The sequence below is a fragment of the Halomonas sp. H5 genome (assembly GCF_050613175.1).
In the GTDB taxonomy this organism is placed as follows: Bacteria; Pseudomonadota; Gammaproteobacteria; order Pseudomonadales; family Halomonadaceae; genus Bisbaumannia; species Bisbaumannia salifodinae.
This window is the reverse complement of record NZ_CP192510.1, coordinates 3,767,822-3,789,737: the sequence shown is the minus strand read 5'-3', so window position 1 is coordinate 3,789,737 and position 21,916 is coordinate 3,767,822. Positions and strand designations below refer to the sequence as shown.

The following is a 21,916-nucleotide window of genomic DNA, read 5'->3' as shown; positions in this document are numbered from 1 at the left end:
TTGCTTAACTCGACTACAGGTAGCGATATGGCCAACCAGAGCCCCTCTTCGGATAGCCCCCAACAGGATGACAATCACCTGATCGCCGAGCGCCGCGCCAAGCTGGCCGCGCGCCGCGAGAAGGCCGTTGCCCAGGGGGCGAGTGCCTTCCCCAATGACTTTCGCCGCGACAGCCAGGCCGCCGAGCTGATGGCCGAGCTCGGCGACAAGGCGAAGGAGGAACTCGAGGCGCTGGGGCGCCGGGCGGCGGTGGCCGGGCGCATCATGCGCAAGCGCGGCCCCTTTATCGTGATTCAGGACGTCTCCGGGCAGATCCAGCTCTATGTCGACAAGAAGGGGCTGCCGGCCGAGGTGCTCGAAGACGTCAAGGGCTGGGATATCGGCGATATCGTTGCCGGGCGCGGGCCGGTGCACAAGTCCGGCAAGGGCGACCTCTATGTGATGATGGAAGAGGCCAGGCTGCTCACCAAGAGCCTGCGCCCGCTGCCCGACAAGTTCCACGGCCTCACCGACATGGAGGCGCGCTACCGCCAGCGCTACGTGGACCTGATCATGAACCCCGACTCGCGGCGGGTCTTCGAGACCCGTGCCGGGGTGATCAGCGCCATGCGTCGCTTCTTCGAGGCCCGCGGCTTCATGGAGGTGGAGACCCCCATGTTGCAGCCGATCCCCGGCGGCGCCACGGCGCGTCCCTTTATCACCCACCACAATGCGCTGGACCAGGACATGTACCTGCGCATCGCCCCGGAGCTCTACCTCAAGCGCCTGGTGGTGGGGGGCTTCGAGCGGGTCTTCGAGATCAATCGCAACTTCCGCAACGAGGGCCTCTCCACTCGGCACAATCCCGAGTTCACCATGATCGAGTTCTATCAGGCCTATGCGGACTACAACGACCTGATGGACCTCACCGAGGCGATGCTGCGCACCCTGACCCAGGAGGTGCTGGGTACCACCACCCTGGTCAACACCGTGCGTAGCCGCGACGGCGAGGTGCTGGAGACCTTCGAGTATGACTTCGGCCGGCCGCTGCGCCGCCTGAGCGTCTTCGACTCGATTCTCGAGTACAACCCGGAGATCCACGCCGAGGCGCTGGCCGATGAGGCCGCCGCCCGCCAGATCGCCGAGCGCCTGGATATCGACGTCAAGGATGGCTGGGGCCTGGGCAAGATCCAGATCGAGATCTTCGAGAAGACCGTGGAACACCGCCTCCAGCAGCCCACCTTTATCACCGAGTATCCTACCGAGGTGAGCCCGCTGGCGCGGCGCAAGGATTCGAACCCCTTCGTCACCGAGCGCTTCGAGTTCTTCGTCGGTGGCCGCGAGATCGCCAACGGCTTCTCCGAGCTCAACGACGCCGAGGACCAGGCCGAGCGCTTCCGCGAGCAGGTGGCCGAGAAGGAGGCCGGCGACGACGAGGCGATGTATTACGACGCCGACTATGTGCGCGCCCTGGAGTATGGCATGCCGCCCACCGCCGGCGAGGGCATCGGTATCGATCGCCTGGTGATGCTGCTCACCGACAGCGCCTCGATCCGCGATGTATTGCTGTTCCCGGCCATGCGCCCCGAAGTGGAGTAAAAGGAGCTGGCCGATCACAGGTCGCTGGCATCGGAGCGTCTAAGGGGCGCTGGGGGCAGGATGGAGCGGGGGTTTTTTGCCATGGAGGGCAAAAGTAGCGCCCAGGGAGGGGTTCACAGCGCCCCGCGAGGACCTGCCCCCAGGGTAGCCCCGTGCCGCCGAGCCGGAAGTGCATTTACTGTGATGGCCCCGGGCTAAGGGGAAGTATTGGTAACCGGGGGGCCTTGCGCCCATAATGCCCAGGAATCGTCATCGAGGAGAGTGCGATGAAACTGCTCAACCGCTCCGCCCTGAGCGTCAAGCCGACCCAGCCCTTCCTGGACTGGATCAACTCCCTGGAGCCCACGGTGGGCGAGGATGACCTGACCCTCGATGATGTCGATCGGGAGAGCACCGTCTACCTGATCCCCGAGATGGATACCCCGGAGGCCCTGCAGGCCTTCGTGCGGGAGCGTTACCTGGAGATCCTCGAGACCGAGCTGCGGGCCTGGGAGGAGGACGAGCGCCTCTGGCCCGAGACCCTCGACTGGGCGCTCTTCCAGCGTTTCCTGCGGGTCGAGCACAGCTACCTGGCCATGGACCTGGACGACGAGGCGCCCCTGGAGATCTCCGAGTTCGACGATGCCCTGTTGATGGAGACCGACCCGGACTAGGAGACAGCCTCCTAAGCGGGTCGTCTCACCGTCTTCCAAGACCGGCCGCGGCCGGTCTTTTCGTTGCGCTGGCATAAACGGAAGCCCATGAGCCGACTCTTCTCCACCCGCCCCGGCGACGACGGCCTGCCGGGGCCCGAGCGCCGCCTGGCCGTATTGACCCTGGTACTGGGCACCCTGATCACGGTGGTGGATGTCACTATGATCAACGTGGCCCTGCCCTCCATCGCCCGTGACCTGGCCATCTCCGAGGCCCGGGCGGTGTGGGTGGTGACCAGCTTCCAACTGGTGTGTGGCGCCAGCCTGCTGGTGTGCGCCGCCCTGAGCGAGCTGCTCAGTCGCCACCGGCTCTATATCCTGGGGCTGCTGCTGTTCTCCGCCGCCTCCCTGGGGGCCGCCCTCTCCAGCCAATTGGAGGCCCTGCTGCTGTTCCGCGCCCTGCAGGGGCTGGGTGCCGCTGCCACCCTCTCCATCGGTCCCTCCCTCTATCGCCAGGTCTTCCCCTCGCGGCTGCTGGGGGCGGCCATGGGCTTCAGCGCCATGGTGGTGGCGGTGGGCTATGCCTCGGGGCCGGCCCTGGGCGGGCTGGTGCTGGCCATCGCCGACTGGCCCTGGCTGTTCGCCCTCAATGTGCCCCTGGGGCTGATCGCCGCCGCGGTGGCCTGGCGGGCGCTGCCTGCCGAGCCGCGCCGGCAGGGCGGTTTCGACCTGGCCGGGGCGCTGCTCTCGGCGGCCATGCTGGTGGGCTTCTTCCTGGCCATGGATGCCCTGGGCCATGGCGACGCCTGGGGCCTGGCGCTGCTGGCCCTGAGCCTGGCCTGTGGCGGCGGCTTCCTGGTTCGCCAGCGTCGCGCCCGCCACCCGCTGCTGCCGCTGGGGCTCTTCCGCGAGCCGCGCTTCGCCCTGGGGATCCAGGCCCAAGGGTTGACCTTTATCGCCCAGGGGCTGGTCTTCGTGGCGCTCTCCTTCTACTACCAGAAGGAGCTGGGTTACTCGCCCCTGCAGACCGCCTGGCTCTTCACCCCCTGGCCGCTGACCATCATGCTGACCGCGCCCCTGGCCGGACGCCTGGCGGACCGCTTCAATCCGGCCCTGCTGGCCAGCACCGGCCTGGGACTGCTGATGGGCGGCCTGGCGGCCCTGGCGCTGCTGGGGCCCGAGGCGAGCCTCGCCGACAGCCTGTGGCGCATGGCGCTGTGCGGCCTGGGCTTCGGCCTCTTCCAGGCCCCCAACAACCGTGAACTGATGAGCAGCGTGCCTCGGGCGCGCAGTGCCAACGCCTCCGGGGTGATGAGCACCACCCGTACCCTGGGGCAGTCCCTGGGGGTCGCCGTGGTCGGCCTGGTGCTGGCCACCGGCTGGCTGGCCTCGGTGCAGACCACCCTCTGGCTGGGCTGCCTGGCCTGCCTGCTGGCGCTGCTGGCCAGCCTGCGGCGCCTGCCCCTGAGTGGTACGGCGCGTCGCGAGGCCCATCGTCGGAGCCTGGCCGAATGAGTACAATGGAGGTCCTTTCCATCTCCCCAAGCGAGGCTCCCATGAGCGTACAGGCGTCCATCGAAGCGAAACTCCAGGCCCTCGAGCCCAGCGTGTTGGTGGTGGAGAACGAGAGCCACAAGCACCATGTGCCGCCGAACTCCGAGACCCACTTCAAGGTGACCCTGGTCTCCGAGCGCTTCGGCGGCATGCTGCCGGTCAAGCGCCATCAGCAGATCTATGCCCTGTTGGCCGATGAGCTGGCCGGGCCCGTGCATGCCCTGGCCTTGCATCCCTACACCCCGGAGGAGTGGGCCGCCCGGGGCGGCGAGCGGCCCGACTCTCCGAACTGTCGCGGCGGCGGCCGGTGATCAACGAACCGCAGCGCCTCCAGTACCTGGAGGCCATGGGGCTGACCGCCTGGACGGCCCGCTATCGGCTGCCCGGGGCGGCCGAAACCCCGGCCTGCGACTGGCCCGAGGAGGCGCCGGTCCCGGCTCAGGCGCCCCAGGCCCGTTTGCAGGCTTTGCTGCAGGAGCCCGCGGCGCCACGTCGCGAGTCCCCCGAGGCGACGCCCAAGGCATCTCCCGAAACGACGGCCGGGCCGGGGCGGGCCAAGGCCTTGTTGGGCGAGGCCCCTCAGGCCCCGGCGGCCAAGCCGTCGGAGCCCCAGCCCGCCGAGCCCGCTCCTGCGGCGGAGCCGCAACGGGCGTTGCGCTTCTCCGTGCAGCTGATGGCCCTGGAGGGACGCTGGCTGGTGCTCTTGCCCGAGGCCCCGGATGCCATGCAGCAGCGACTACTGAATAACCTGGGGCGCGCCGCCGGCTTGCCCCTGGCGGCGCCGGCCTTCCAGCGCTTCGACTGGCCAATGATGGAGGGGTTGCCGGTGGAAGCCCCCCTGGAGGAGGCCCGGGAAGGGCTCAAGGCCTTTATCGCCGGGCGTGGCTGGCACCCGGAGCGACTGCTGGTCTTCGGGCCCTCGCCGGAACTGAGCCGGGTGCTGGCCATCGACGCCGAGCGCAGCGAGGGCCTGGCATTGCCGGCCTGGCAGGGGCCGAGTCTCGCCGAGCTGGCCGGGGACGGCGAGGCCAAGCGGGCCCTCTGGCCGCGGCTGCGGGCCCTGGGCCAGGCCTGGTCGGCCGGGGAGGGCGGCGATGCCTGAGCCGGTACGCCTGGCGCGGGCGGACCTGTCGGCCCTGCTGGCCTTGGAACGGGTCGGGCAATCACATCCCTGGAGCGAGCACCAGCTGGCCGCGGCCCTGGAGGACGAGGCGGCCCGGGTCTGGGGGATTCGTGATGGGGAGGCACTGCTGGGGCAGGCGATCGTCTACCGCTTGCCCTTCGAGGCGGAGCTGCAGGCCATCACGGTGTCGCCCCAGGCGCGGCGTCGTGGCCTGGCCCGGCGGCTACTGGCGGAGGTGATTGCGACGGCGAAAGGGTGGGAGAGCGAGCGGCTGCTGCTGGAGGTGCGGGCCGGCAATGCGCCGGCCCTGGCGCTCTATCGGGCCGCCGGCTTCAGCGAGGATGGGCGTCGCCGGGGCTACTATCCCGGTGAGGCGGGGGCGCCCCGGGAGGACGCCGTGCTGATGTCGCTCGCGCTGGCGTCCGCAAAGGAGACGGCTTAGGACTGACTGCCGCCGTCCAGCTCCTGGAACTTGCTCAACAGGCCACTGAGGCGACGCTGCCACTCGTCGTGCTCCTGCTTCAGGCGGCTGTTTTCTTCGCGCAGCTCCTCGGCTTCCATCTTCAGCAGTTCCAGGGCCTCCACGGCCTGGGATACCTTCTGTTCGAGCTGGTTGAAGAGTTCGATACTCATCCTGTTTCTCCTGATCGCTGAGCGTGTGGCATGGGCCTACAGGGCGCAGCGTACGATGGCTGGCGCGGCTCAGCAAGCGTCGCCGGCCGGCGACGGGGAGGCGTGGCGCGCCTGGCGTCGGTAGAGGCGCCCCAGGGTATCGCCGGCCTTGACCTCCCGATGCAGCTGCCAGTGGGCCGGCACCCTCAGTGCCAGCTCCTGCTCCACTTCCACATAGATCCACGCCTCGGCCGCGAGCCAGCCGTTCTCCTCCAGGGCGACACAGGCCGCCTCGGCCAACCCCTGACGAAAGGGCGGGTCGAGGAAGACCAGGTCGAAGGGCGTGGCGGGGCCGACCAGGAAGGCCTCCGCGGCCTGAGTCAGGACCCGGCCCCGGTCGCTAGCCCCCAGGGTCTCCAGGTTGGTGCCGAGCCCCTGGGCCACCCGGGATTCACGCTCCACGAAGCAGGCCTGCCGGGCGCCCCGGGAGAGCGCCTCCAGCCCCAGGGCGCCGGTGCCGGCATAGAGGTCCAGCACCCGGGCGCCGGGCGTCACCCCGGTCAGCCAGTTGAACAGGGTCTCGCGGACCCGGTCCGGGGTGGGGCGCAGGCCGGGGCTATCGGGCACCGGCAGCTGGCGGCGGCGATAGTCGCCGCCGATGATGCGCAGCTTGCCGCGGCCACTCGGGCCAGGCCCTGGGGCAGCCCCCCGGGACGAGGAGCGGCGGTGGCGAGAGGGGGAAGAGGAGCGTCGTGTCATGGCCGGGATTGTACCCCCGGCCTTCTCCATAGTCATGGCTGGGGTCGCACCCCCGGCCTTATCCACAGTCATGGTCGGCGGCGGCGAGAGGAGGATGTGGTTCGTCGTGTCAGGGGCGAGCGTATCTCTCCGGGCTTAACCGCATCCACAGTAATGGTCGGCGGCGGCGAGAGGAGGATGTGGTTCGTCGTGTCAGGGGCGAGCGTATCTCTCCGGGCTTAACCGCATCCACAGTAATGGTCGGCAGTGGTAGGATGAGCCGATTCTTCAGACCTCGAGGTCAGATCACCCCATGTTCGGATTTTTCAAGCGCAAGAAGAAACAGGAAGAGCAGAAGCCACAGGCCGAGGAGACTCGGCTGGAGGAGTCCCAGGCACCCGACGTCGACGGCCAGGATGATAAGGCCTCGGCAGACGAGGCAAGCCATCGCGAGCCGCAGCCGGCGGCACCCGTTGCCGAGGCGTCAGAGCACCCCGAGAAGGCCGCCGCTAGCGACCCCGAGGCAAGCGCCGAGGCAAATCAGTCAGAGTCGCCCCAGGCGGCGGACGAGCCGGTCGCTGAGACCGCTCCCGAGGTAGCGGCACCTGCGCCAGTCGAAGAGACTGTCTCGCCTGAGCCTGAGCCTGAGCCTGAGCCTGAGCCTGAGCCTGAGCCTGAGCCTGAGCCTGAGCCTGAGCCTGAGCCTGAGCCTGAGCCTGAGCCTGAGCCTGAGCCTGAGCCTGAGCCTGAGCCTGAGCCTGAGCCCGAGCCGATGGCGGCAGCCGAGCCGGAAGAGGCGCCCAGGAAGAAGGGCTGGTTCGCGCGGATCAAGGCGGGGCTCGGCAAGACCCGCGCCAACCTGACCGACGGCATCGCCGACCTCTTCCTGGGCAAGAAGCAGATCGATGACGACCTGATGGAGGAGCTGGAGACCCAACTGCTGCTGGCGGATGTGGGCATCGAGGCCACCACCGAGATCATCGACAGCCTCACCGACCGGGTCTCCCGCAAGGAGCTCAAGGATGCCGAGGCCCTCTACCAGGCCCTGCAGGAGGAGCTGGCCGCCCTGCTGGCGCCGGTGGCCAGACCGCTCGACCTGCCGCCCAAGGGCGAGGGCCCCTTCGTGATCCTGATGGTGGGCGTCAACGGCGTCGGCAAGACCACCACCATCGGCAAGCTCACCCAGCACTTCCAGGCCGAGGGGCGCAGCGTGATGCTGGCCGCCGGTGACACCTTCCGCGCCGCCGCGGTGGAGCAGCTCAAGGTGTGGGGCGAGCGCAACAGCGTGCCGGTGATCGCCCAGCATACCGGCGCCGACAGCGCCTCGGTGATCTACGATGCCCTGGCCGCCGCCAAGGCCCGCCAGGTGGACGTGCTGATCGCCGATACCGCCGGCCGCCTGCACAACAAGGGTCACCTGATGGAGGAGCTCAAGAAGGTGCAGCGGGTGATGGGCAAGCTGGATGCCCAGGCGCCTCACGAGGTGATGCTGGTGCTCGACGCCGGTACCGGCCAGAACGCCCTCGCCCAGGCCAGTACCTTCAACGAGGCGGTGCCGGTCACCGGCATCACCCTGACCAAGCTGGATGGCACCGCCAAGGGCGGCATCATCTTCGCCCTGGCCAAGCAACTGGGTACGCCGATCCGCTATATCGGCGTCGGCGAGTCCCTGGACGACCTGCGCCCCTTCGCCGCCGAGGAGTTCGTCGGCGCGCTCTTCGAGCGTGACGACGCCCGGCGCGACGACGCCCGGCGCGACGACGCCCGGCGTGGCGACGCCTGAGCCTGCCGATGATCGTCTTCGAGCATGTGGGCAAGCGCTACGGCGGGCGCTTCGAGGCGCTGGCCAATCTCGACTTCCGGGTGCGCCGCGGCGAGATGGTCTTCCTGACCGGCCACTCCGGGGCCGGCAAGAGCTCCCTGCTGCGGTTGATCATGCGCCTGGAGCGCCCCAGTCGCGGCCGGGTGCTGGTGGCCGGCCACGATATCGAGCGCCTGCACGCCAGCCAGCTGCCCTTCTATCGTCGCCAGATCGGCGTGGTCTTCCAGGATCACCAGTTGCTTTTCGATCGCAGCGTCTTCGCCAATGTGGCCCTGCCGCTCGAGATCCAGGGCATGGAGCCCTGGGAGGTCGCCCGCCGGGTACGCGCCGCCCTCGACAAGGTGGGCCTGCTCTACCGCGAGAAGGCGTTGCCCATCGAGCTCTCCGGGGGCGAGCAACAGCGCATCGGCATCGCCCGGGCGGTGGTCAACAAGCCGGCCCTGCTGCTGGCCGACGAGCCCACCGGCAACCTGGATCCCCAGCTCTCCGCCGATATCATGGCGCTGTTCGAGGACTTCAATCGCATCGGCACCACGGTGATGATCGCCAGCCACGACCTGGCGTTGATCGCCCGCTTGCGCCATCGCATCCTGCGCCTGCGCGAGGGGCGCCTGGTGGCCGATGAGGAGGCCGCATGAGCCGTGACGATACGCCCGCCCGGCGCGGTGCCCGCAGCCAGCGGACCCAGGCCTCCAGTCGCCTGCGCGCCTGGGGACGCCACCATCGGGCCATGGGCCTGGACAGCGCTCGGCGCCTGGTACGCCAGCCCCTGGGCAGCCTGCTGACCATGCTGGCCATCGCCATCGCCCTGGTGCTGCCGGCGGGCCTGTGGCTGATGCTCGACAGCGCCCGCCTGCTGGATGCCGAGCTGGCCGAGAGCGCCACCCTCACCGCCTACCTGGAGCCCCGGGTGGGCGAGGGGGAGGCGATGCGCATCGCCGAGGCCCTGGGCGCCCATGAGGAGGTGGTGGCGGTGCGCCTGATCACCGCCGCCGAGGGCATGGCGGAGTTCCAGCAGGCCCTGGGGCTGGGCGACGCCCTGGGACGGCTCGAGACCAACCCGCTGCCTGCCAGCGTGGTGGTGATGCCGCGTCAGGAGGCGCCGGCGGCCATGCAGGCCCTGTCCACCGAGCTGGAGGCGATCACCGGGGTGGAGGAGGTGCGCCTGGACCTGGCCTGGGTGGAGCGTCTGGCCCAACTGGCCGAGCTGGGGCGCCGCGTCGCCCTGGCCCTGGCGTTGCTGTTCGGCCTGGGGGTGCTGTTGATCGTCGGCAATACCATCCGCCTGGCGGTGGAGAGCCGCCGCCAGGAGATCGAGGTGGTCACCCTGATCGGCGCCACCCACGCCTTCGTGCGCAGGCCCTTCCTCTACAGCGGCGCCTGGTATGGGCTGGGCGGCGGCCTGCTGGCGCTGGGCCTGCTCAACCTGGGCGGGCACTGGCTGGCCGCGCCGGTCTCGGCCCTGGCTGCCAGCTACGGGGCCAGTTTCGCCATGCCGCGACTGGATGTCGCGGGCTCGGCAACGCTGCTGCTTTGCAGTACACTCTTGGGTTGGCTGGGGGCCTGGATCGCCGTGGGACGCCACCTGGCGAGTATCCGCCCCCGCTAGGCTGGTCCGATGATCGGCGGCCGGCGCCGGCGGTTTCGGTAAAGCCGAGAAGGTTATCGGCCCGCTCGGGAACTCCGTGGTCACACCGGGGTCAAAGCGGACAGTCATTAGTTACCTAACGTTATCGTGAGTTAAGGGCATCTTGGAGACACGCACCCTATGAGCACTCGTCTTCTGCCTGTTGGCCAGTTATCACCGGGCCATGATCTGAACGGGTATATCCAGGCCGTCAACGGCATTCCCGTGCTCTCCGCCGCGGAGGAGCGCGAGCTGGCCTATCGCCTCTATGACGAGGGCGACCTGGAAGCGGCGCGCCGCCTGGTGTTGGCGCATCTGCGCTTCGTGGTGCATATCGCTCGCAGTTACTCCGGCTATGGCCTGCCCCAGGCCGACCTGATCCAGGAGGGCAATGTGGGCCTGATGAAGGCGGTCAAGCGCTTCGACCCCAATCAGGGGGTACGCCTGGTCTCCTTCGCCGTGCATTGGATTAAGGCCGAGATTCACGAATACGTGCTGCGCAACTGGCGCATCGTCAAGGTGGCCACCACCAAGGCCCAGCGCAAGCTGTTCTTCAACCTGCGCAGCGCCAAGAAGCGCCTGGCCTGGTTGAACAACGACGAGGTCGATGCCATCGCCAAGGACCTCGATGTCAAGCCGGAGGTGGTGCGCGAGATGGAAGGGCGCCTGGCCGCCTATGATGCCGGCTTCGACGCTTCCCCCGCCGAGGAGGAGGATCAGGGCTACCAGGCGCCGGTGCACTACCTGGAGGATGGCCGCTACGACCCGGCCGTGCAGCTGGAGGACAGCGACTGGGAGGAGGGGGCCACCCGGCGCCTGCAGCAGGCCCTGGAGGGCCTCGACGAGCGCTCCCGGGATATCCTCCATCGGCGCTGGCTCAGCGAGCCCAAGGCGACCCTCCACGACCTGGCCGATATCTATGGTGTCTCCGCCGAGCGTATCCGCCAGCTGGAGAAGAACGCCATGAAGAAGATCAAGCAGCAGATCGGCGACGCCCTGGTGGCCTGATCGCTATCAATGTAGGAGCGCACTTCAGTGCGCGATTGGCGCCGAAGGCGCCTGAAACCAAGAGCCCCCGCCGGTACGCCGGCGGGGGCTCTTGTTTATTGGCATCCCGAGAGGGCCGCCTTGCTCCTGCCTTCCTTAGGCCGTCTGCGCCTGGCGCGTCTCGGTCAGCAGGCCGGCGGAGAGCAGCTGCCACTGATCCTCCCAGAACTCGGTGGGGCGGCGCCGGAAGTCGCTGCGCACATACTGGCTGATGCGTCCCTCCACGTGGGAGAGCAGCAGGTTGGCGGCGCTGCTGGCACCGAGCACCGGGCGCCGCCCCTCGTGGATCTCCGCCTCGCGAAGGATCTGCTTGAACTGGGTCTCCAGGCGCTCGAACAACTGGTGCATGCGCAGCCGCAGCCGGGCGGTCTCGCCGGTCAGGGCGTCGCCCCCCAGCAGCCGCGACAACCCGGGGTTCTTCTCGGCGAAGCCCAGCAGCAGGGTGAGGATCTGCTGGCAGCGGGGCAGGGCCTCCGGGGTCTCGTCGAGGATGCGGCGAATCCGTGCGAAGAGGCTCTCCTCGATAAACTCGATCAACCCCTCGAACATCCGCGCCTTGCTGGGGAAATGGCGGTAGAGGGCCGCCTCGGAGACGCCCACCTGGCGTGCCAGGGAGGCGATGGTGATGCGCTTGCCGCTGTCCTCTTCGAGCATCAGGGCCAAGGCCTGGAGGATCTGCTCGCGGCGATTGATTTTGGTAGCTTCCTGCGTCATGAGCTTCTTCTGGTTATTCCGTGCGATGGGCTCATCCTAATCAGGCCTGGGAGGCGGCGCAAATCGTGCCGCCCAGCCGTGCCTCACTCGGCGTCGAGAATTTGCGTGCCGACCCCCGCATTGGTAAAGATCTCCAGCAGGGTGGCGTGGGGCACCCGGCCATCGATGATATGGGCGCTCTGCACGCCGCCCTTGACGGCCTCCAGGGCACAGCGAATCTTCGGCAGCATGCCGCCATGGATGGTGCCGTCGGCAATCAGGGCGTCCACATCCTGGGTGGAGAGGCCGGTCAGCACCTCGCCCTCGCCGTTCATCAGGCCGGCCACATTGGTCAGCAGCATCAGCTTCTCGGCGCCCAGGGCCTCGGCCACCTTGCCGGCCACCAGGTCGGCGTTGATATTGTAGCTATGGCCCTCGGCATCCACCCCGATGGGAGCGATCACCGGGATGAAGTCACGCTCGGCGAGCATCTCGATCAGGTCGGTGGAGACATGCTCCACCTCGCCCACATGGCCAATATCGATGATCTCCGGGGCGGTCATCTCCGGGGACTGGTGCTCCACCTTGAGCTGGCGGGCGCGGATCTGGCTGCCGTCCTTGCCGGTCAGGCCGATGGCCTTGCCGCCGCACTGGTTGATCAGGTTGACGATGCCCTTGTTGACCAGGCCGCCCAGCACCATCTCCACCACGTCCATGGTCTCGGCATCGGTGACCCGCATGCCGTTGACGAAACGCGACTCGATATTGAGCTTGGCCAGCAGGTCACCGATCTGGGGGCCGCCGCCATGCACCACCACCGGATTGATGCCCACCTCCTTGAGCAACACCATGTCCCGGGCGAAGGAGTCGATCAGGGTGTCCTCGGTCATGGCATTGCCGCCGTACTTGACCACCACCGTCTTGCCGGAGAAGCGCTGGATATAGGGCAGCGCCTCGGAGAGTACCTCCACGGTGAGCTGGGGATCGCGGGTCTGTTGGTCGGTCATGGGCGTGTCCTTGGTGTCGATCATCGTTATTCAGAAGGGCAGGGCCAGCTCCGGGGCGACCGCCTTCAGGGCCGCGCCGAAGCGCGCCTGGATACGCGTCAGCGCCGCCTCGTTCTTGCCCTCGAAGCGCAGCACCAGCACCGGGGTGGTGTTGGAGGCGCGGCACAGCCCCCAGCCGTCCGGGTAGTCGACGCGGATGCCGTCCAGGGTGGTCTTGACGCCGTCGTCGCCGAAGTCGCCCTCCCGGGCCAGTTGCGCCACCAGGGCGAACTTGGACTCGTCGGTGACGGTGATATTGAGCTCCGGGGTGCCCAGGTCCTGGGGGTAGCGGGCGAAGAAGGCATCGGCGTCGGCGGCCTGGCGGGAGAGCAGCTCCAGCAGGCGGGCGGCGCCGTAGAGGCCGTCATCGAAGCCGTACCAGCGCTGCTGGAAGAAGATATGGCCGCTCATCTCGCCGGCAAGCTGAGCGCCGGTCTCCTTCATGCGCGCCTTGATCAGGGAGTGGCCGGTGCGCCACATCTCCGGGGTGCCGCCGGCGGCCTCGATCACCCGGGCCAGGTTGCCGGTGCACTTCACATCGAAGATCACCCGGGCGCCGGGGGTCTCCTCGAGCATCGCCTCGGCGAAGGCCATCATCAGGCGATCCGGGTAGATCAGCTCGCCGGCGGGGGTGACCACGCCCAGGCGGTCGCCGTCGCCGTCGAAGGCCAGGCCGATATCGGCGCCGCTCTCCCGCACGCTGCGGATCAGGTCCACCAGGTTCTCCGGCTTGCCCGGGTCCGGGTGGTGGTTGGGGAAGGTGCCGTCGATCTCGGCATAGAGCGGAATCGTCTCCACCCCCAGGCGTTCGATCAGTTGCGGCCCCAGCTCGCCGGCCACGCCGTTGCCGCAGTCCACCACCGCCTTGAGGGGGCGCTCGACGCGGATATCGCCGAGGATGCGCGCCAGATAGGCCTCGCGCACGTCCTCTTCACGTACGCTGCCCTGGCCCGAGGCTAGGTCCCCTTCCTGAAGCCGGGTATGCAGGGCGGTGATCGCCTCGCCGGAGAGCGTCTCGCCGCCCAGCACGATCTTGAAGCCGTTGTAGTCCGGCGGATTATGGCTGCCGGTGACCATCACCCCGGAGGCGGTGCCTTCCAGCACATGGGTGGCGTAGTAGAGCACCGGGGTGGGCACCATGCCGATATCGATGACGTCGCAGCCGGCCTGGGTCAGGCCCTGCATCAGGGCGGCCTGCAGGCGCGGCCCGGAGAGGCGGCCGTCACGGGCGACCACCAGGGTGGATTCGCCGCGGGCGCGGGCCTCGCTGCCGATGGCCTGGCCGATACGGGTCACATTGGCCTCGCTGAGGCTGTCGTCGACGATGCCGCGGATATCGTAGGCGCGGAAGATGGAGGCGGGGACCTGGGTCATGGGGTCGATTCCTTGACTGACGGGGAGGCGTTCAGCGACGACCGGAGCTACCGAAGCCGCCGGTGCCACGGTCGCTGGCGGCGAAGTCGTCGACCACCTCGAGCTCGGCCTGCACCACCGGCACCAGCACGTACTGGGCCAGGCGCTCGAAGGGCTCCAGGATGAAGTCGGCCTGGCCGCGGTTCCACACCGAGATCATCAGCTCGCCCTGGTAGTCGGAGTCGATCAGCCCCACCAGGTTGCCCAGCACGATGCCGTGCTTATGGCCCAGGCCGGAGCGGGGCAGGATCACCCCGGCCAGGCCCGGGTCGGCGATATGGATGGCCAGGCCGGTGCGTACCAGCTGGCACTCGCCGGGGGCCAGGGTCAGGGGGGCGTCGAGCAGGGCACGCAGGTCCATGCCCGCGGAGCCGCCGGTGGCGTAGTGGGGCAGGCCGAACTCGCGGACGCGCTCGTCGAGAATCTTGACCGCCAGGCGCGGGCGGGAAGCGTGATGGGTCATGAGCAAACCTGTGCTTATCGAGGGGAGGTCGGGGGCGCCGCCTGAGCGTCCAGGGCGGTCTCGAGGATCGCCCGGGCCAGGTCGCGCTTGGACTGGGCCGGCAGCTCGCGGCGGGCCTCCTGGTTGCCCTGGTGCCAAAGCAGCAGGGCGGCGTTGTCATCGGCGCCGAAGCCGAGGCCGGCCTGGGAGACGTCGTTGGCCACCACCATATCGAGCTTCTTGCGGGTCAGCTTGTCCCGGGCATAGCGTTCGACATCGCGGGTCTCGGCGGCGAAGCCCACCACATAGGGGCGATCGGCGCGGGCCGCCACGGCGGCGATGATATCCGGGTTCTTGACCAGCTTGAGGGTCAGGCCGTCATCGTCATCGCTCTTCTTGATCTTGTGCTCGGCCACCTGCTCGGCGCGGTAGTCCGCCACCGCCGCGCAGCCGATAAAGAGGTCGCACTCGCCGGCCAGGCGCTGGGCGGCGTAATGCATCTCGGCGGCGCTCTCCACGTCGAGGCGTTCCACCCCGGCGGGGGTGGCCAGGGTGACCGGGCCGCTGATCAGGGTGACCTTGGCGCCCAGGGCCGCGGCGGCCTCGGCCAGGGCGTAGCCCATCTTGCCGGAGCTGTGGTTGGAGAGGTAGCGCACCGGGTCCAGCGGCTCCCGGGTGGGGCCGGCGGTGATCACCACATGGCGCCCGGCGGCGGGCTGGCTGGTGGCCGCCTCCAGGTCGGCGATGATCTCCTCCGGCTCCAGCATGCGCCCCGGCCCCACGTCGCCGCAGGCCTGGTCGCCGGCCTCCGGGCCCAGCAGGCGCCAGCCGTCGGCCTGCAGGCGCTGGGCGTTACGTTGGGTCGCCGGGTGGCGCCACATGGCCTGGTTCATGGCCGGGGCCATCACCCGCTCGGCCTCGCTGGCCAGGCACAGGGTGGTCAGCAGGTCATCCGCCATGCCCTGGGCCAGGCGCGCCATCAGGTCGGCGGTGGCCGGGGCGATCAGGATCAGCTCGGCCCACTTGGCCAGCTCGATATGGCCCATGCCCGCCTCGGCCTCGGGGTCGAGCAAGGAGGTGCGCACCGGCTCGCCGGTCAGGGCCTGGAGGGTCAGGGGCGTAATAAAGGCCTGGGCGCCGTCGGTCATGACCACGCGCACCTCGGCGCCGGCCTTCTTCAGCAAGCGGGCCAGGTGAGCGCTCTTGTAGGCGGCGATGCCGGCGCTGATGCCCAGCAGGACGCGACGGCCGGCGAGGGGAGTGCCGAGGAGTGAAGACATGGCGGTATCCGCGCGAAAAATCCAGGCGCCTACCTTACCACCGGCGCCCCGCCTTGCGTAGTTATGGCGCCTACACCGCAGGTCAAAGGCAGTTGAAATGGCTGAGGGGCGCTGGGAGCAAGATGGAGCGGGGGGGGGGTTGCCATGGATGGCAAAAGTAGCGCCCAGGGAGGGGTTTACAGCGCCCCGCGACGGCCTGCCCCCAGGATAGCCCCGGACCGCGATAGCTCTGGCCTACACTGGGAGGAGGTCCAGGCCGTGCAAGGAGGCACCTGATGTCGATTCGTGACTGGCCGGAGGGGGAGCGCCCCCGGGAAAAGCTCCTGGCGCTGGGGCCCGAGGCGCTCTCCGATGCGGAGTTGCTGGCGATCTTCCTGCGGGTGGGGGTGGCGGGGCGCTCGGCGGTGGACCTGGCCCGGGACCTGCTGAGCGCCTTCGGTGGATTGAGGCCGCTGCTGGAGGCCGATCAGACGCGCTTCTGCGCCGAGCGGGGCCTGGGCATGGCCAAATTCGTGCAGCTCCAGGCCACCCTGGAGCTCTCCCGGCGGCATCTGGCCAGCCAACTGGCTCGGGAGGCGGCCCTGACCTCGCCGACCCTGGTGCGTGCCTATCTTGCCTCGCGGCTGCGCCACCTGGGCCATGAGGAGTTCGCGGCCCTCTTCCTGGACAGCCAGCACCGGGTAATCCGCTTCGAGTCGCTGTTCCGCGGCACCCTCGACAGCGCCTCCGTCTATCCCCGGGAGGTGGCCAGGCGCGCCCTGGAACTGGGCGCCGGGGCGCTGATCTTCGCCCATAACCACCCCTCGGGGGTGGCCGAGCCCAGCGACGCGGACCGGCGTATCACCGAGCGTCTCAAGGCGGCCCTGGAACTCTTCGAGATCCGCGTGCTGGACCATTTCGTGGTGGGCGATGCCGAGGTGGTCTCCTTCGCCGAGCGGGGCTGGCTGTAACGCTGGAACGCCCGCCCCGCTTGGGGTAGGATGGCGCCTCGATGGCCTCGCTGTCCCCGACAATTTTGCCGGCAATTGCCGGCTCCGAGTGCGAATCCCGAGCTGCCGCCCGGGGCGGAACAACGCACGGCGCTTGCCGTGTCTTGCCGCGTCTGGTATAAAGTGCAGCCTTTGAATTCCCTTGGGTTAAATGTAGGGGGCATGAGGCGGTGACCTGCCGTTCGCCCTTCCCGGTTTGCCCGACAGGTTTTGAACAACTCGCCACGCGGTTGGAGGCTCCCATGTCCAAAGTATGTCAGGTTACCGGCAAGCGCCCGGTGACTGGTAATAACGTTTCACACTCCCAGCGCAAGACCCGTCGTCGTTTCTTGCCGAACCTGCACAGCCACCGTTTCTGGGTGGAGTCCGAGAAGCGCTTCGTCAAGCTGCGCGTCTCCTCCAAAGGCATGCGCATCATCGACAAGAAGGGCATCGAAGCGGTGCTCGGCGATATCCGCAAGCGCGGTGAAAGCATCTAAGTCTTAACTCCTGGGAGAAGCTGTCATGCGTGACAAGATCAAGTTGGTGTCCAGCGCCGGTACCGGCCACTTCTACACCACCAACAAGAACAAGCGGAACACTCCGGACAAGCTCGAATTCAAGAAGTACGATCCGGTCGTCCGCAAGCACGTGATGTACAAGGAAGCCAAGATCAAGTAAGTCTTGATCGCTTCCACCGCAGGCGAGTCGGCCTGCCCCGAGAACCCGGTCACGACCGGGTTCTTGCGTATCTGACAGGCAGCGAGGAGGCGCCAGATGCCGGAATTGCCCGAGGTCGAGACGACGCGGCGGGGAATCGCGCCGCATGATAGAGAGGGAGGGGCGCGAGGCTCGCGCCCCTCCGCAGGCCGCTAGCCATCAGCCGATAAGGAGGCGATCGAGAAATGCCGGAATTGCCCGAGGTCGAGACGACGCGGCGAGGGATTGCTCCTTATGTCGAGGGGCGCGAGATCCGCGAGGTGCGGGTGCGCGAGCGGCGCCTGCGCACCCCTGTGCCCGAGGGGCTGGAGAATGCCCTGGTGGGGGCGCGTATCGGCGCCCTGGGGCGTCGCGCCAAGTACCTGCTGATGCCGCTGGCGGATGACGCTCGTAGCCTGATCTGGCACCTGGGCATGTCCGGCAGCCTGCGTATCGTCCGCCTCGGCGAGCTGCCCCGCAAGCACGACCATATCGACCTGGTGCTCGACGATGGCGGCGTGCTGCGCTATCACGACCCGCGCCGCTTCGGTTTCGTCGACTGGCTCCAGGGCGGTCCCGAGAGCGACCCGCGCCTGACGCGCCTGGGACCGGAGCCCCTCTCCGAGGCCTTCGACGGGGCGCGCCTCCATCGACTGTCACGAGGGCGTCGCCTGAGCGTGAAACCCTTCCTGATGGACAATGCCGTGGTGGTGGGCGTGGGCAATATCTACGCCAGCGAGGCGCTCTTTATGGCCGGTATCGATCCGCGGCGCGCCGCCGGGCGTATCTCGCTCGAGCGCTATGAGCGCCTGGCCGCGGCGGTGCGCGAGGTGCTCGCCGCCGCCATCACCCAGGGCGGTACCACCCTGCGCGACTTCGTTAGCGGCACCGGCGAGCCGGGCTACTTCGCCCAGCGGCTCAACGTCTATGGACGTGACGGCCAGCCCTGCCAACGCTGCGGCGCCGAGCTGCGTCTGGTGACCCTCGGCCAGCGGGCCAGCGTCTACTGCGCCGCCTGCCAACACTGATCCAGGGCCGCTTGACGGCCCCTCCTGGGGTACAATGCCCCTATGAACCAAACGTCTGCTTGACGGAGAGCCCCGTGACCGAACGCCTGCGCCTGAAGAAGAATGCCGACCGCCGCCTCAAGGCGGGCCACCTGTGGCTCTACTCCAATGAGATCGATATCGAGGCCACGCCCCTCAAGGGCATCGAGCCCGGCGCCCAGGCGGTGATCGAGGCGGCCAATGGCAAGGCCATGGGGATCGCCTACGTGAACCCCCACTCGCTGATCTGCGCCCGGGTGGTCTCCCGTGACGCCGAGGTGCGCCTCGACCGCTCCCTGCTGGTGCACCGTTTCAAGCAGGCCCTGGGCCTGCGCGAGCGCCTCTATGCCAAGCCCTTCTATCGCCTGGTTCACGGCGAGGGCGACCTGCTGCCGGGCCTGGTGGTGGACCGCTTCGACGATGTGCTGGTGGTGCAGCTCAACACCCTGGGCATGGAGCGCCTCGCCGAGGAGGTGGTGGCGGCCCTGGACAAGGTCCTCTCGCCGCGGGCCATCGTCTTCAAGAACGACTCCTCCGGGCGTCGCCAGGAGCAGCTCGAGGCCCAGGTGGAGGTCGTCCACGGCGAGCTGCCCGACCAGGTGCTGCTGGAGGAGAACGGCGTGCGCTTCGTGGCGCCGGTGCTGGATGGCCAGAAGACCGGCTGGTTCTATGATCACCGCAGCAACCGCGCCTGGCTCAATGGCCTGGTGGCCGGCAAGCGGGTGCTCGACCTGTTCAGCTATGTGGGCGGCTGGGGCGTGCAGGCCGCGGCCCATGGCGCCAGCGAGGTGCTCTGCGTGGATGCCTCCGCCCAGGCCCTGGAGCGGGTCGCCGAGAACGCCGCCCTCAATGGCCTGGCCGACCAGGTGGCGGTGGGCGAGGGCGATGCCTTCGAGGCCCTGGCCGCCCTCAAGGCCGATGGCGAGCAGTTCGACGTGGTGATTCTCGACCCGCCCGCCTTTATCAAGAAGCGCAAGGATATCCCCAACGGCGAGCGGGCCTACTCGCGGCTCAACCGCGAGGCGATGCGCCTGCTGGGCCGCGACGGCCTGCTGCTCTCCGCCTCCTGCTCCATGCACCTGGCCCCCGAGCGGCTGGTGGAGGTGGTGCGCGGGGCGGTGCGTCACCAGGACCGCCACGGCCAGGTGATCTACCAGGGCCACCAGGGGCCGGATCACCCGGTGCATCCGGCGATTCCGGAAACCAGCTACCTCAAGGCCCTGGGCGTCCGGGTCTTCCGGGACTGAGGTTCGATGACGGCACCCTCCTATGTGCGGGTCTTTGCCCATAGCAATGCGCTGCTGGTGAGCCATCTGCATAACCTGCTGACGGCCGCCGGTATCCCCGCGGAGCTGCGCAATATGACCCTGGGCGGCGGCGCCGGCGAGCTGCCCCTGGGAGAGTGCGAGCCGGAGGTCTGGGTGGCGCCCCATAACGCCGCCCGGGCCGAGGGGCTGATTCGTGACGCCCTGGAGGGCACCTCACGCCGTCCCGCCTGGCACTGCCCGGGCTGCGGCGAGCATCTGGAGGGCGTCTTCGATACCTGCTGGAAGTGTGGCACCCCCAGGGAAGGAGGCCAGAGATGAGCTGGGACCTGACCGGGCCCTTTATCCTCGAGCTCGAGGTGGAGGCCGCCGCCATCGACGAGTATGGCCACGTCAACAACGCCGAGTACCTGCGCTGGATCGAGAAGGTCAGTTGGGCCCACTCCGCCTCCCTGGGCTTGACCCTGGAGGACTACCGGGCCCTGGATCGCGGCATGGCGGTGCACCGTCACGAGATCGACTACCTGGCCCCGGCCTTCGAGGGCGAGCGCCTGGCGTTGGCCACCTGGATCGTCGCCAGCGACGGTCGCCTGACCCTGACCCGGCGCTTCCAACTGCGCCGCCCCGCCGATGACCGGACCCTGCTGCGGGCCCGCACCCGCTTCGCCTGTATCGAGCTCTCCAGCGGACGCCCCCGGCGCCTGCCGACGGCCTTCCGCGAGCGCTACGGCGCCGCCCTGGTCTGTGAAGTGCCCTGATTTCGGACGAACCTTCTGTGCCAATCCTGTGATTCCGGAGATATTGCTGAATATCTCCGTGGAACTATCGTGATGGCATGGCTGTGCTGTAATGAGAGCATGATCTCACGCCAGTCACCGATGTCGATCAGGAGGTGCCATGAAGATCGCCCTTCCCAAGGAGATCAAGAACCACGAATACCGAGTGGCCCTGACCCCCACCGGGGCTCGCGAGCTGGTGGCCCGAGGGCATCGGGTAACGGTACAGGCCGGGGCCGGGGAGGGGGCCGGCTTCCCCGATGCCGCCTACCGGGCCGCCGGGGCCGAGCTGGAAGCCGAGGTGGCCAGTCTCTGGGCGGAGGCCGAGTTGATCCTCAAGGTCAAGGAGCCCCAGCCCGAGGAGGTGGAACGCCTGAGCGCCGGCCAGACTCTCTTCACCTATCTGCACCTGGCCGCCGAGGAGGCCCTGACCCGGGGGCTGATGGGCAGCGGCGCCACCTGCATCGCTTATGAAACCATCACCGATCGTCAGGGCGGCCTGCCGCTGCTGGCGCCCATGAGCACCGTGGCCGGGCGCATGGCCATCCAGGCCGGCGCCCATAGCCTGGAGAAGGCTCAGGGCGGTGCCGGCATCCTGCTGCCCGGGGTGCCCGGGGTGGCCCCGGCGAGGGTGGCGGTGATCGGCGGCGGCGTGGTGGGCGAGAATGCCGCCCGCATGGCGCTGGGGCTGGGCGCCGAGGTGACGGTGCTGGACAAGTCGATTCCGCGCCTGGAGACCCTGGACGATCGCTACCAGGGACGCATGAAAACGGGCTTCTCCACCGCCGACGCCATCGACGAGGTGGTGCACGAGTCCGACCTGATCGTCGGCGCCGTGCTGATCCCCGGGGCCGCCGCCCCCAAGCTGATCACCCGCGCCATGCTGGCCGACATGAGGCCGGGCAGCGTGCTGGTGGACGTGGCCATCGATCAGGGCGGCTGCTTCGAGACCAGTCGACCCACCACCCATGCCGAGCCCACCTATGTGGTGGACGAGATCGTCCACTACTGCGTGGCCAATATGCCCGGGGCGGTGGCGCGCACCTCCACCCAGGCGCTGACCAATGCCACCCTGCCCTTCGTGATCGCCCTGGCCGACAAGGGCTGGCAACGGGCCCTGGCCGACGACCCCCACTTCCTGCCGGGGCTCAACGTGCACCAGGGCCGGGTCACCTATGCCGCCGTGGCCGAGGCCTTCGGCCTGGAGAGTGTCGATCCCGCTTCCGTGGTCAGTTGAATAGACAGGGGATTTGGAAGGGCCACCGCAGTTGGAATGGCTGAGGGGCGCTGGGGGTGGGGCGGAACAAGGGTCATTTGCCAGGGGTGAGGAGTACCGCTCCGAACGGGCTGGCCAAGGATGGCCAGCACCGGCCCTGCAAGTGAAGCAGGATGCGAGAGCGCAGCAGGGCAAATGTAGCGCCCAGGGAAGGGTTTACTGCGCCTTGTGAAGGCCCGCCCCCAGGTTAGCCCCGAGCCTCAATAAGGAATGAATTGTCTACAACAGCCGTGGTGCAGTCGGCACCCCGGTCGCCTTGATCGGGGCGCCGCGTTAAGA

The 21,916-nt window shown here is 68.5% G+C and carries 25 protein-coding genes; 18 read left to right on the top strand and 7 right to left on the bottom strand.

Going from position 1 to position 21,916, the window contains the following annotated elements; translation table 11 throughout:
• The first annotated feature begins 27 nt into the window (after nt 1-27).
• From lysS to rimI, 6 genes are all read left to right on the top strand, one after another.
• On the top strand, nt 28-1,578 hold the full coding sequence (lysS, locus tag ACQ1W9_RS17480; RefSeq protein WP_431024488.1) for a lysine--tRNA ligase: 1,551 nt from the start codon (nt 28-30) through the stop codon (nt 1,576-1,578).
• A gap of 266 nt (nt 1,579-1,844) precedes the next feature.
• Nucleotides 1,845-2,231, top strand: a complete 387-nt coding sequence (locus tag ACQ1W9_RS17475) for a hypothetical protein (RefSeq protein ID WP_346062860.1) — start codon at nt 1,845-1,847, stop codon at nt 2,229-2,231.
• 87 nt (nt 2,232-2,318) lie between these two features.
• On the top strand, nt 2,319-3,725 hold the full coding sequence (locus ACQ1W9_RS17470; RefSeq protein WP_431024487.1) for an MFS transporter: 1,407 nt from the start codon (nt 2,319-2,321) through the stop codon (nt 3,723-3,725).
• Between the two features lie 41 nt (nt 3,726-3,766).
• Nucleotides 3,767-4,075 carry a BolA family protein gene (locus tag ACQ1W9_RS17465; RefSeq protein WP_346062858.1) on the top strand — a complete coding sequence of 103 codons (309 nt, stop codon included), beginning with the start codon at nt 3,767-3,769 and terminating at the stop codon, nt 4,073-4,075.
• A complete protein-coding gene (locus tag ACQ1W9_RS17460; protein WP_431024486.1) occupies nt 4,072-4,866 on the top strand; it encodes a hypothetical protein in 795 nt (264 codons plus the stop codon). Before ACQ1W9_RS17465 ends, ACQ1W9_RS17460 begins: the two co-directional genes overlap by 4 nt.
• Nucleotides 4,859-5,329: a ribosomal protein S18-alanine N-acetyltransferase gene (gene rimI, locus ACQ1W9_RS17455; protein WP_431024485.1), complete on the top strand. Its 471-nt coding sequence runs from the start codon at nt 4,859-4,861 to the stop codon at nt 5,327-5,329. The genes ACQ1W9_RS17460 and rimI overlap by 8 nt, the downstream gene beginning before the upstream one ends.
• On the opposite strand, the gene ACQ1W9_RS17450 is transcribed toward rimI, so the two are convergent.
• Both ACQ1W9_RS17450 and rsmD read right to left on the bottom strand, forming a co-directional pair.
• On the bottom strand, nt 5,326-5,520 hold the full coding sequence (locus ACQ1W9_RS17450; protein WP_346062855.1) for a cell division protein ZapB: 195 nt from the start codon (nt 5,518-5,520) through the stop codon (nt 5,326-5,328). The two genes, rimI and ACQ1W9_RS17450, sit on opposite strands and share 4 nt — an antisense overlap.
• A gap of 69 nt (nt 5,521-5,589) precedes the next feature.
• Nucleotides 5,590-6,258 (bottom strand): 16S rRNA (guanine(966)-N(2))-methyltransferase RsmD, encoded by a 669-nt coding sequence (rsmD, locus tag ACQ1W9_RS17445; RefSeq protein WP_431024484.1) that lies wholly within the window; start codon nt 6,256-6,258, stop codon nt 5,590-5,592.
• A gap of 292 nt (nt 6,259-6,550) precedes the next feature.
• Here rsmD and ftsY point away from each other — a divergent pair, with 292 nt between their 5' ends.
• The 4 genes from ftsY (at nt 6,551) to rpoH (ending at nt 10,694) form a co-directional block, all read left to right on the top strand.
• Nucleotides 6,551-8,020: a signal recognition particle-docking protein FtsY gene (gene ftsY, locus ACQ1W9_RS17440; RefSeq protein WP_431024483.1), complete on the top strand. Its 1,470-nt coding sequence runs from the start codon at nt 6,551-6,553 to the stop codon at nt 8,018-8,020.
• A gap of 8 nt (nt 8,021-8,028) precedes the next feature.
• On the top strand, nt 8,029-8,697 hold the full coding sequence (gene ftsE, locus ACQ1W9_RS17435; RefSeq protein ID WP_431024482.1) for a cell division ATP-binding protein FtsE: 669 nt from the start codon (nt 8,029-8,031) through the stop codon (nt 8,695-8,697).
• Nucleotides 8,694-9,668, top strand: coding sequence for a permease-like cell division protein FtsX (gene ftsX, locus ACQ1W9_RS17430; RefSeq protein ID WP_431024481.1), 975 nt, complete (start codon nt 8,694-8,696; stop codon nt 9,666-9,668). The genes ftsE and ftsX overlap by 4 nt, the downstream gene beginning before the upstream one ends.
• Before the next feature lie 159 nt (nt 9,669-9,827).
• Nucleotides 9,828-10,694: an RNA polymerase sigma factor RpoH gene (gene rpoH, locus ACQ1W9_RS17425; protein ID WP_431024480.1), complete on the top strand. Its 867-nt coding sequence runs from the start codon at nt 9,828-9,830 to the stop codon at nt 10,692-10,694.
• Nucleotides 10,695-10,829: 135 nt separating this feature from the next.
• Here the strand turns inward: rpoH and slmA are convergent, their stop codons facing one another.
• The 5 genes from slmA to coaBC all read right to left on the bottom strand — a co-directional run bounded on the left by slmA (nt 10,830) and on the right by coaBC (nt 15,607).
• Complete coding sequence (gene slmA, locus ACQ1W9_RS17420; RefSeq protein ID WP_431024479.1) at nt 10,830-11,447, bottom strand: nucleoid occlusion factor SlmA; 618 nt, start codon at nt 11,445-11,447, stop codon at nt 10,830-10,832.
• Nucleotides 11,448-11,530: 83 nt separating this feature from the next.
• Nucleotides 11,531-12,433 carry an acetylglutamate kinase gene (gene argB / locus ACQ1W9_RS17415; protein ID WP_431024478.1) on the bottom strand — a complete coding sequence of 301 codons (903 nt, stop codon included), beginning with the start codon at nt 12,431-12,433 and terminating at the stop codon, nt 11,531-11,533.
• A 30-nt stretch (nt 12,434-12,463) separates the two neighbouring features.
• Nucleotides 12,464-13,846 carry a phosphomannomutase/phosphoglucomutase gene (locus ACQ1W9_RS17410; protein WP_431024477.1) on the bottom strand — a complete coding sequence of 461 codons (1,383 nt, stop codon included), beginning with the start codon at nt 13,844-13,846 and terminating at the stop codon, nt 12,464-12,466.
• Nucleotides 13,847-13,877: 31 nt separating this feature from the next.
• Nucleotides 13,878-14,348 (bottom strand): dUTP diphosphatase, encoded by a 471-nt coding sequence (gene dut / locus ACQ1W9_RS17405; protein ID WP_431024476.1) that lies wholly within the window; start codon nt 14,346-14,348, stop codon nt 13,878-13,880.
• Nucleotides 14,349-14,362: 14 nt separating this feature from the next.
• Entirely contained in the window at nt 14,363-15,607 is a 1,245-nt protein-coding gene (coaBC, locus tag ACQ1W9_RS17400) for a bifunctional phosphopantothenoylcysteine decarboxylase/phosphopantothenate--cysteine ligase CoaBC (protein WP_431024475.1), read from the bottom strand.
• A gap of 275 nt (nt 15,608-15,882) precedes the next feature.
• Between coaBC and radC the strand changes: the two genes are divergently transcribed.
• The 8 genes from radC (at nt 15,883) to ald (ending at nt 21,598) form a co-directional block, all read left to right on the top strand.
• Entirely contained in the window at nt 15,883-16,557 is a 675-nt protein-coding gene (gene radC / locus ACQ1W9_RS17395) for a RadC family protein (protein ID WP_431024474.1), read from the top strand.
• Nucleotides 16,558-16,838: 281 nt separating this feature from the next.
• Nucleotides 16,839-17,075 (top strand): 50S ribosomal protein L28, encoded by a 237-nt coding sequence (gene rpmB / locus ACQ1W9_RS17390; protein WP_146804078.1) that lies wholly within the window; start codon nt 16,839-16,841, stop codon nt 17,073-17,075.
• 25 nt (nt 17,076-17,100) lie between these two features.
• Nucleotides 17,101-17,256 (top strand): 50S ribosomal protein L33, encoded by a 156-nt coding sequence (rpmG, locus tag ACQ1W9_RS17385; protein WP_129140669.1) that lies wholly within the window; start codon nt 17,101-17,103, stop codon nt 17,254-17,256.
• A gap of 224 nt (nt 17,257-17,480) precedes the next feature.
• Nucleotides 17,481-18,302 carry a bifunctional DNA-formamidopyrimidine glycosylase/DNA-(apurinic or apyrimidinic site) lyase gene (gene mutM / locus ACQ1W9_RS17380; RefSeq protein ID WP_431024473.1) on the top strand — a complete coding sequence of 274 codons (822 nt, stop codon included), beginning with the start codon at nt 17,481-17,483 and terminating at the stop codon, nt 18,300-18,302.
• A 74-nt stretch (nt 18,303-18,376) separates the two neighbouring features.
• The gene (locus tag ACQ1W9_RS17375) at nt 18,377-19,567 is read left to right on the top strand and encodes a class I SAM-dependent rRNA methyltransferase (protein ID WP_431024472.1); all 1,191 of its coding nucleotides are present in this window, start codon (nt 18,377-18,379) and stop codon (nt 19,565-19,567) included.
• 6 nt (nt 19,568-19,573) lie between these two features.
• Nucleotides 19,574-19,906: a DUF2007 domain-containing protein gene (locus tag ACQ1W9_RS17370; RefSeq protein ID WP_431024471.1), complete on the top strand. Its 333-nt coding sequence runs from the start codon at nt 19,574-19,576 to the stop codon at nt 19,904-19,906.
• The gene (locus ACQ1W9_RS17365; RefSeq protein WP_431024470.1) at nt 19,903-20,343 is read left to right on the top strand and encodes an acyl-CoA thioesterase; all 441 of its coding nucleotides are present in this window, start codon (nt 19,903-19,905) and stop codon (nt 20,341-20,343) included. The genes ACQ1W9_RS17370 and ACQ1W9_RS17365 overlap by 4 nt, the downstream gene beginning before the upstream one ends.
• A 139-nt stretch (nt 20,344-20,482) precedes the next feature.
• Nucleotides 20,483-21,598 carry an alanine dehydrogenase gene (ald, locus tag ACQ1W9_RS17360; RefSeq protein WP_431024469.1) on the top strand — a complete coding sequence of 372 codons (1,116 nt, stop codon included), beginning with the start codon at nt 20,483-20,485 and terminating at the stop codon, nt 21,596-21,598.
• Nucleotides 21,599-21,916: the final 318 nt, after the last annotated feature.

Coding starts and splice junctions, on each gene's coding strand:
- ACQ1W9_RS17465 (WP_346062858.1), top strand. CDS start 3,767: ATGAGCGTACAGGCGTCCATCGAAGCGAAACTCCAGGCCCTCGAGCCC.
- slmA (WP_431024479.1), bottom strand. CDS start 11,447: ATGACGCAGGAAGCTACCAAAATCAATCGCCGCGAGCAGATCCTCCAG.
- rpoH (WP_431024480.1), top strand. CDS start 9,828: ATGAGCACTCGTCTTCTGCCTGTTGGCCAGTTATCACCGGGCCATGAT.
- rimI (WP_431024485.1), top strand. CDS start 4,859: ATGCCTGAGCCGGTACGCCTGGCGCGGGCGGACCTGTCGGCCCTGCTG.
- ACQ1W9_RS17370 (WP_431024471.1), top strand. CDS start 19,574: ATGACGGCACCCTCCTATGTGCGGGTCTTTGCCCATAGCAATGCGCTG.
- rpmB (WP_146804078.1), top strand. CDS start 16,839: ATGTCCAAAGTATGTCAGGTTACCGGCAAGCGCCCGGTGACTGGTAAT.
- coaBC (WP_431024475.1), bottom strand. CDS start 15,607: ATGTCTTCACTCCTCGGCACTCCCCTCGCCGGCCGTCGCGTCCTGCTG.
- ACQ1W9_RS17470 (WP_431024487.1), top strand. CDS start 2,319: ATGAGCCGACTCTTCTCCACCCGCCCCGGCGACGACGGCCTGCCGGGG.
- mutM (WP_431024473.1), top strand. CDS start 17,481: ATGCCGGAATTGCCCGAGGTCGAGACGACGCGGCGAGGGATTGCTCCT.
- ftsE (WP_431024482.1), top strand. CDS start 8,029: ATGATCGTCTTCGAGCATGTGGGCAAGCGCTACGGCGGGCGCTTCGAG.
- rpmG (WP_129140669.1), top strand. CDS start 17,101: ATGCGTGACAAGATCAAGTTGGTGTCCAGCGCCGGTACCGGCCACTTC.
- ACQ1W9_RS17475 (WP_346062860.1), top strand. CDS start 1,845: ATGAAACTGCTCAACCGCTCCGCCCTGAGCGTCAAGCCGACCCAGCCC.
- ftsX (WP_431024481.1), top strand. CDS start 8,694: ATGAGCCGTGACGATACGCCCGCCCGGCGCGGTGCCCGCAGCCAGCGG.
- ACQ1W9_RS17450 (WP_346062855.1), bottom strand. CDS start 5,520: ATGAGTATCGAACTCTTCAACCAGCTCGAACAGAAGGTATCCCAGGCC.
- ftsY (WP_431024483.1), top strand. CDS start 6,551: ATGTTCGGATTTTTCAAGCGCAAGAAGAAACAGGAAGAGCAGAAGCCA.
- rsmD (WP_431024484.1), bottom strand. CDS start 6,258: ATGACACGACGCTCCTCTTCCCCCTCTCGCCACCGCCGCTCCTCGTCC.
- ACQ1W9_RS17365 (WP_431024470.1), top strand. CDS start 19,903: ATGAGCTGGGACCTGACCGGGCCCTTTATCCTCGAGCTCGAGGTGGAG.
- ACQ1W9_RS17410 (WP_431024477.1), bottom strand. CDS start 13,846: ATGACCCAGGTCCCCGCCTCCATCTTCCGCGCCTACGATATCCGCGGC.
- ald (WP_431024469.1), top strand. CDS start 20,483: ATGAAGATCGCCCTTCCCAAGGAGATCAAGAACCACGAATACCGAGTG.
- lysS (WP_431024488.1), top strand. CDS start 28: ATGGCCAACCAGAGCCCCTCTTCGGATAGCCCCCAACAGGATGACAAT.
- dut (WP_431024476.1), bottom strand. CDS start 14,348: ATGACCCATCACGCTTCCCGCCCGCGCCTGGCGGTCAAGATTCTCGAC.
- radC (WP_431024474.1), top strand. CDS start 15,883: ATGTCGATTCGTGACTGGCCGGAGGGGGAGCGCCCCCGGGAAAAGCTC.
- argB (WP_431024478.1), bottom strand. CDS start 12,433: ATGACCGACCAACAGACCCGCGATCCCCAGCTCACCGTGGAGGTACTC.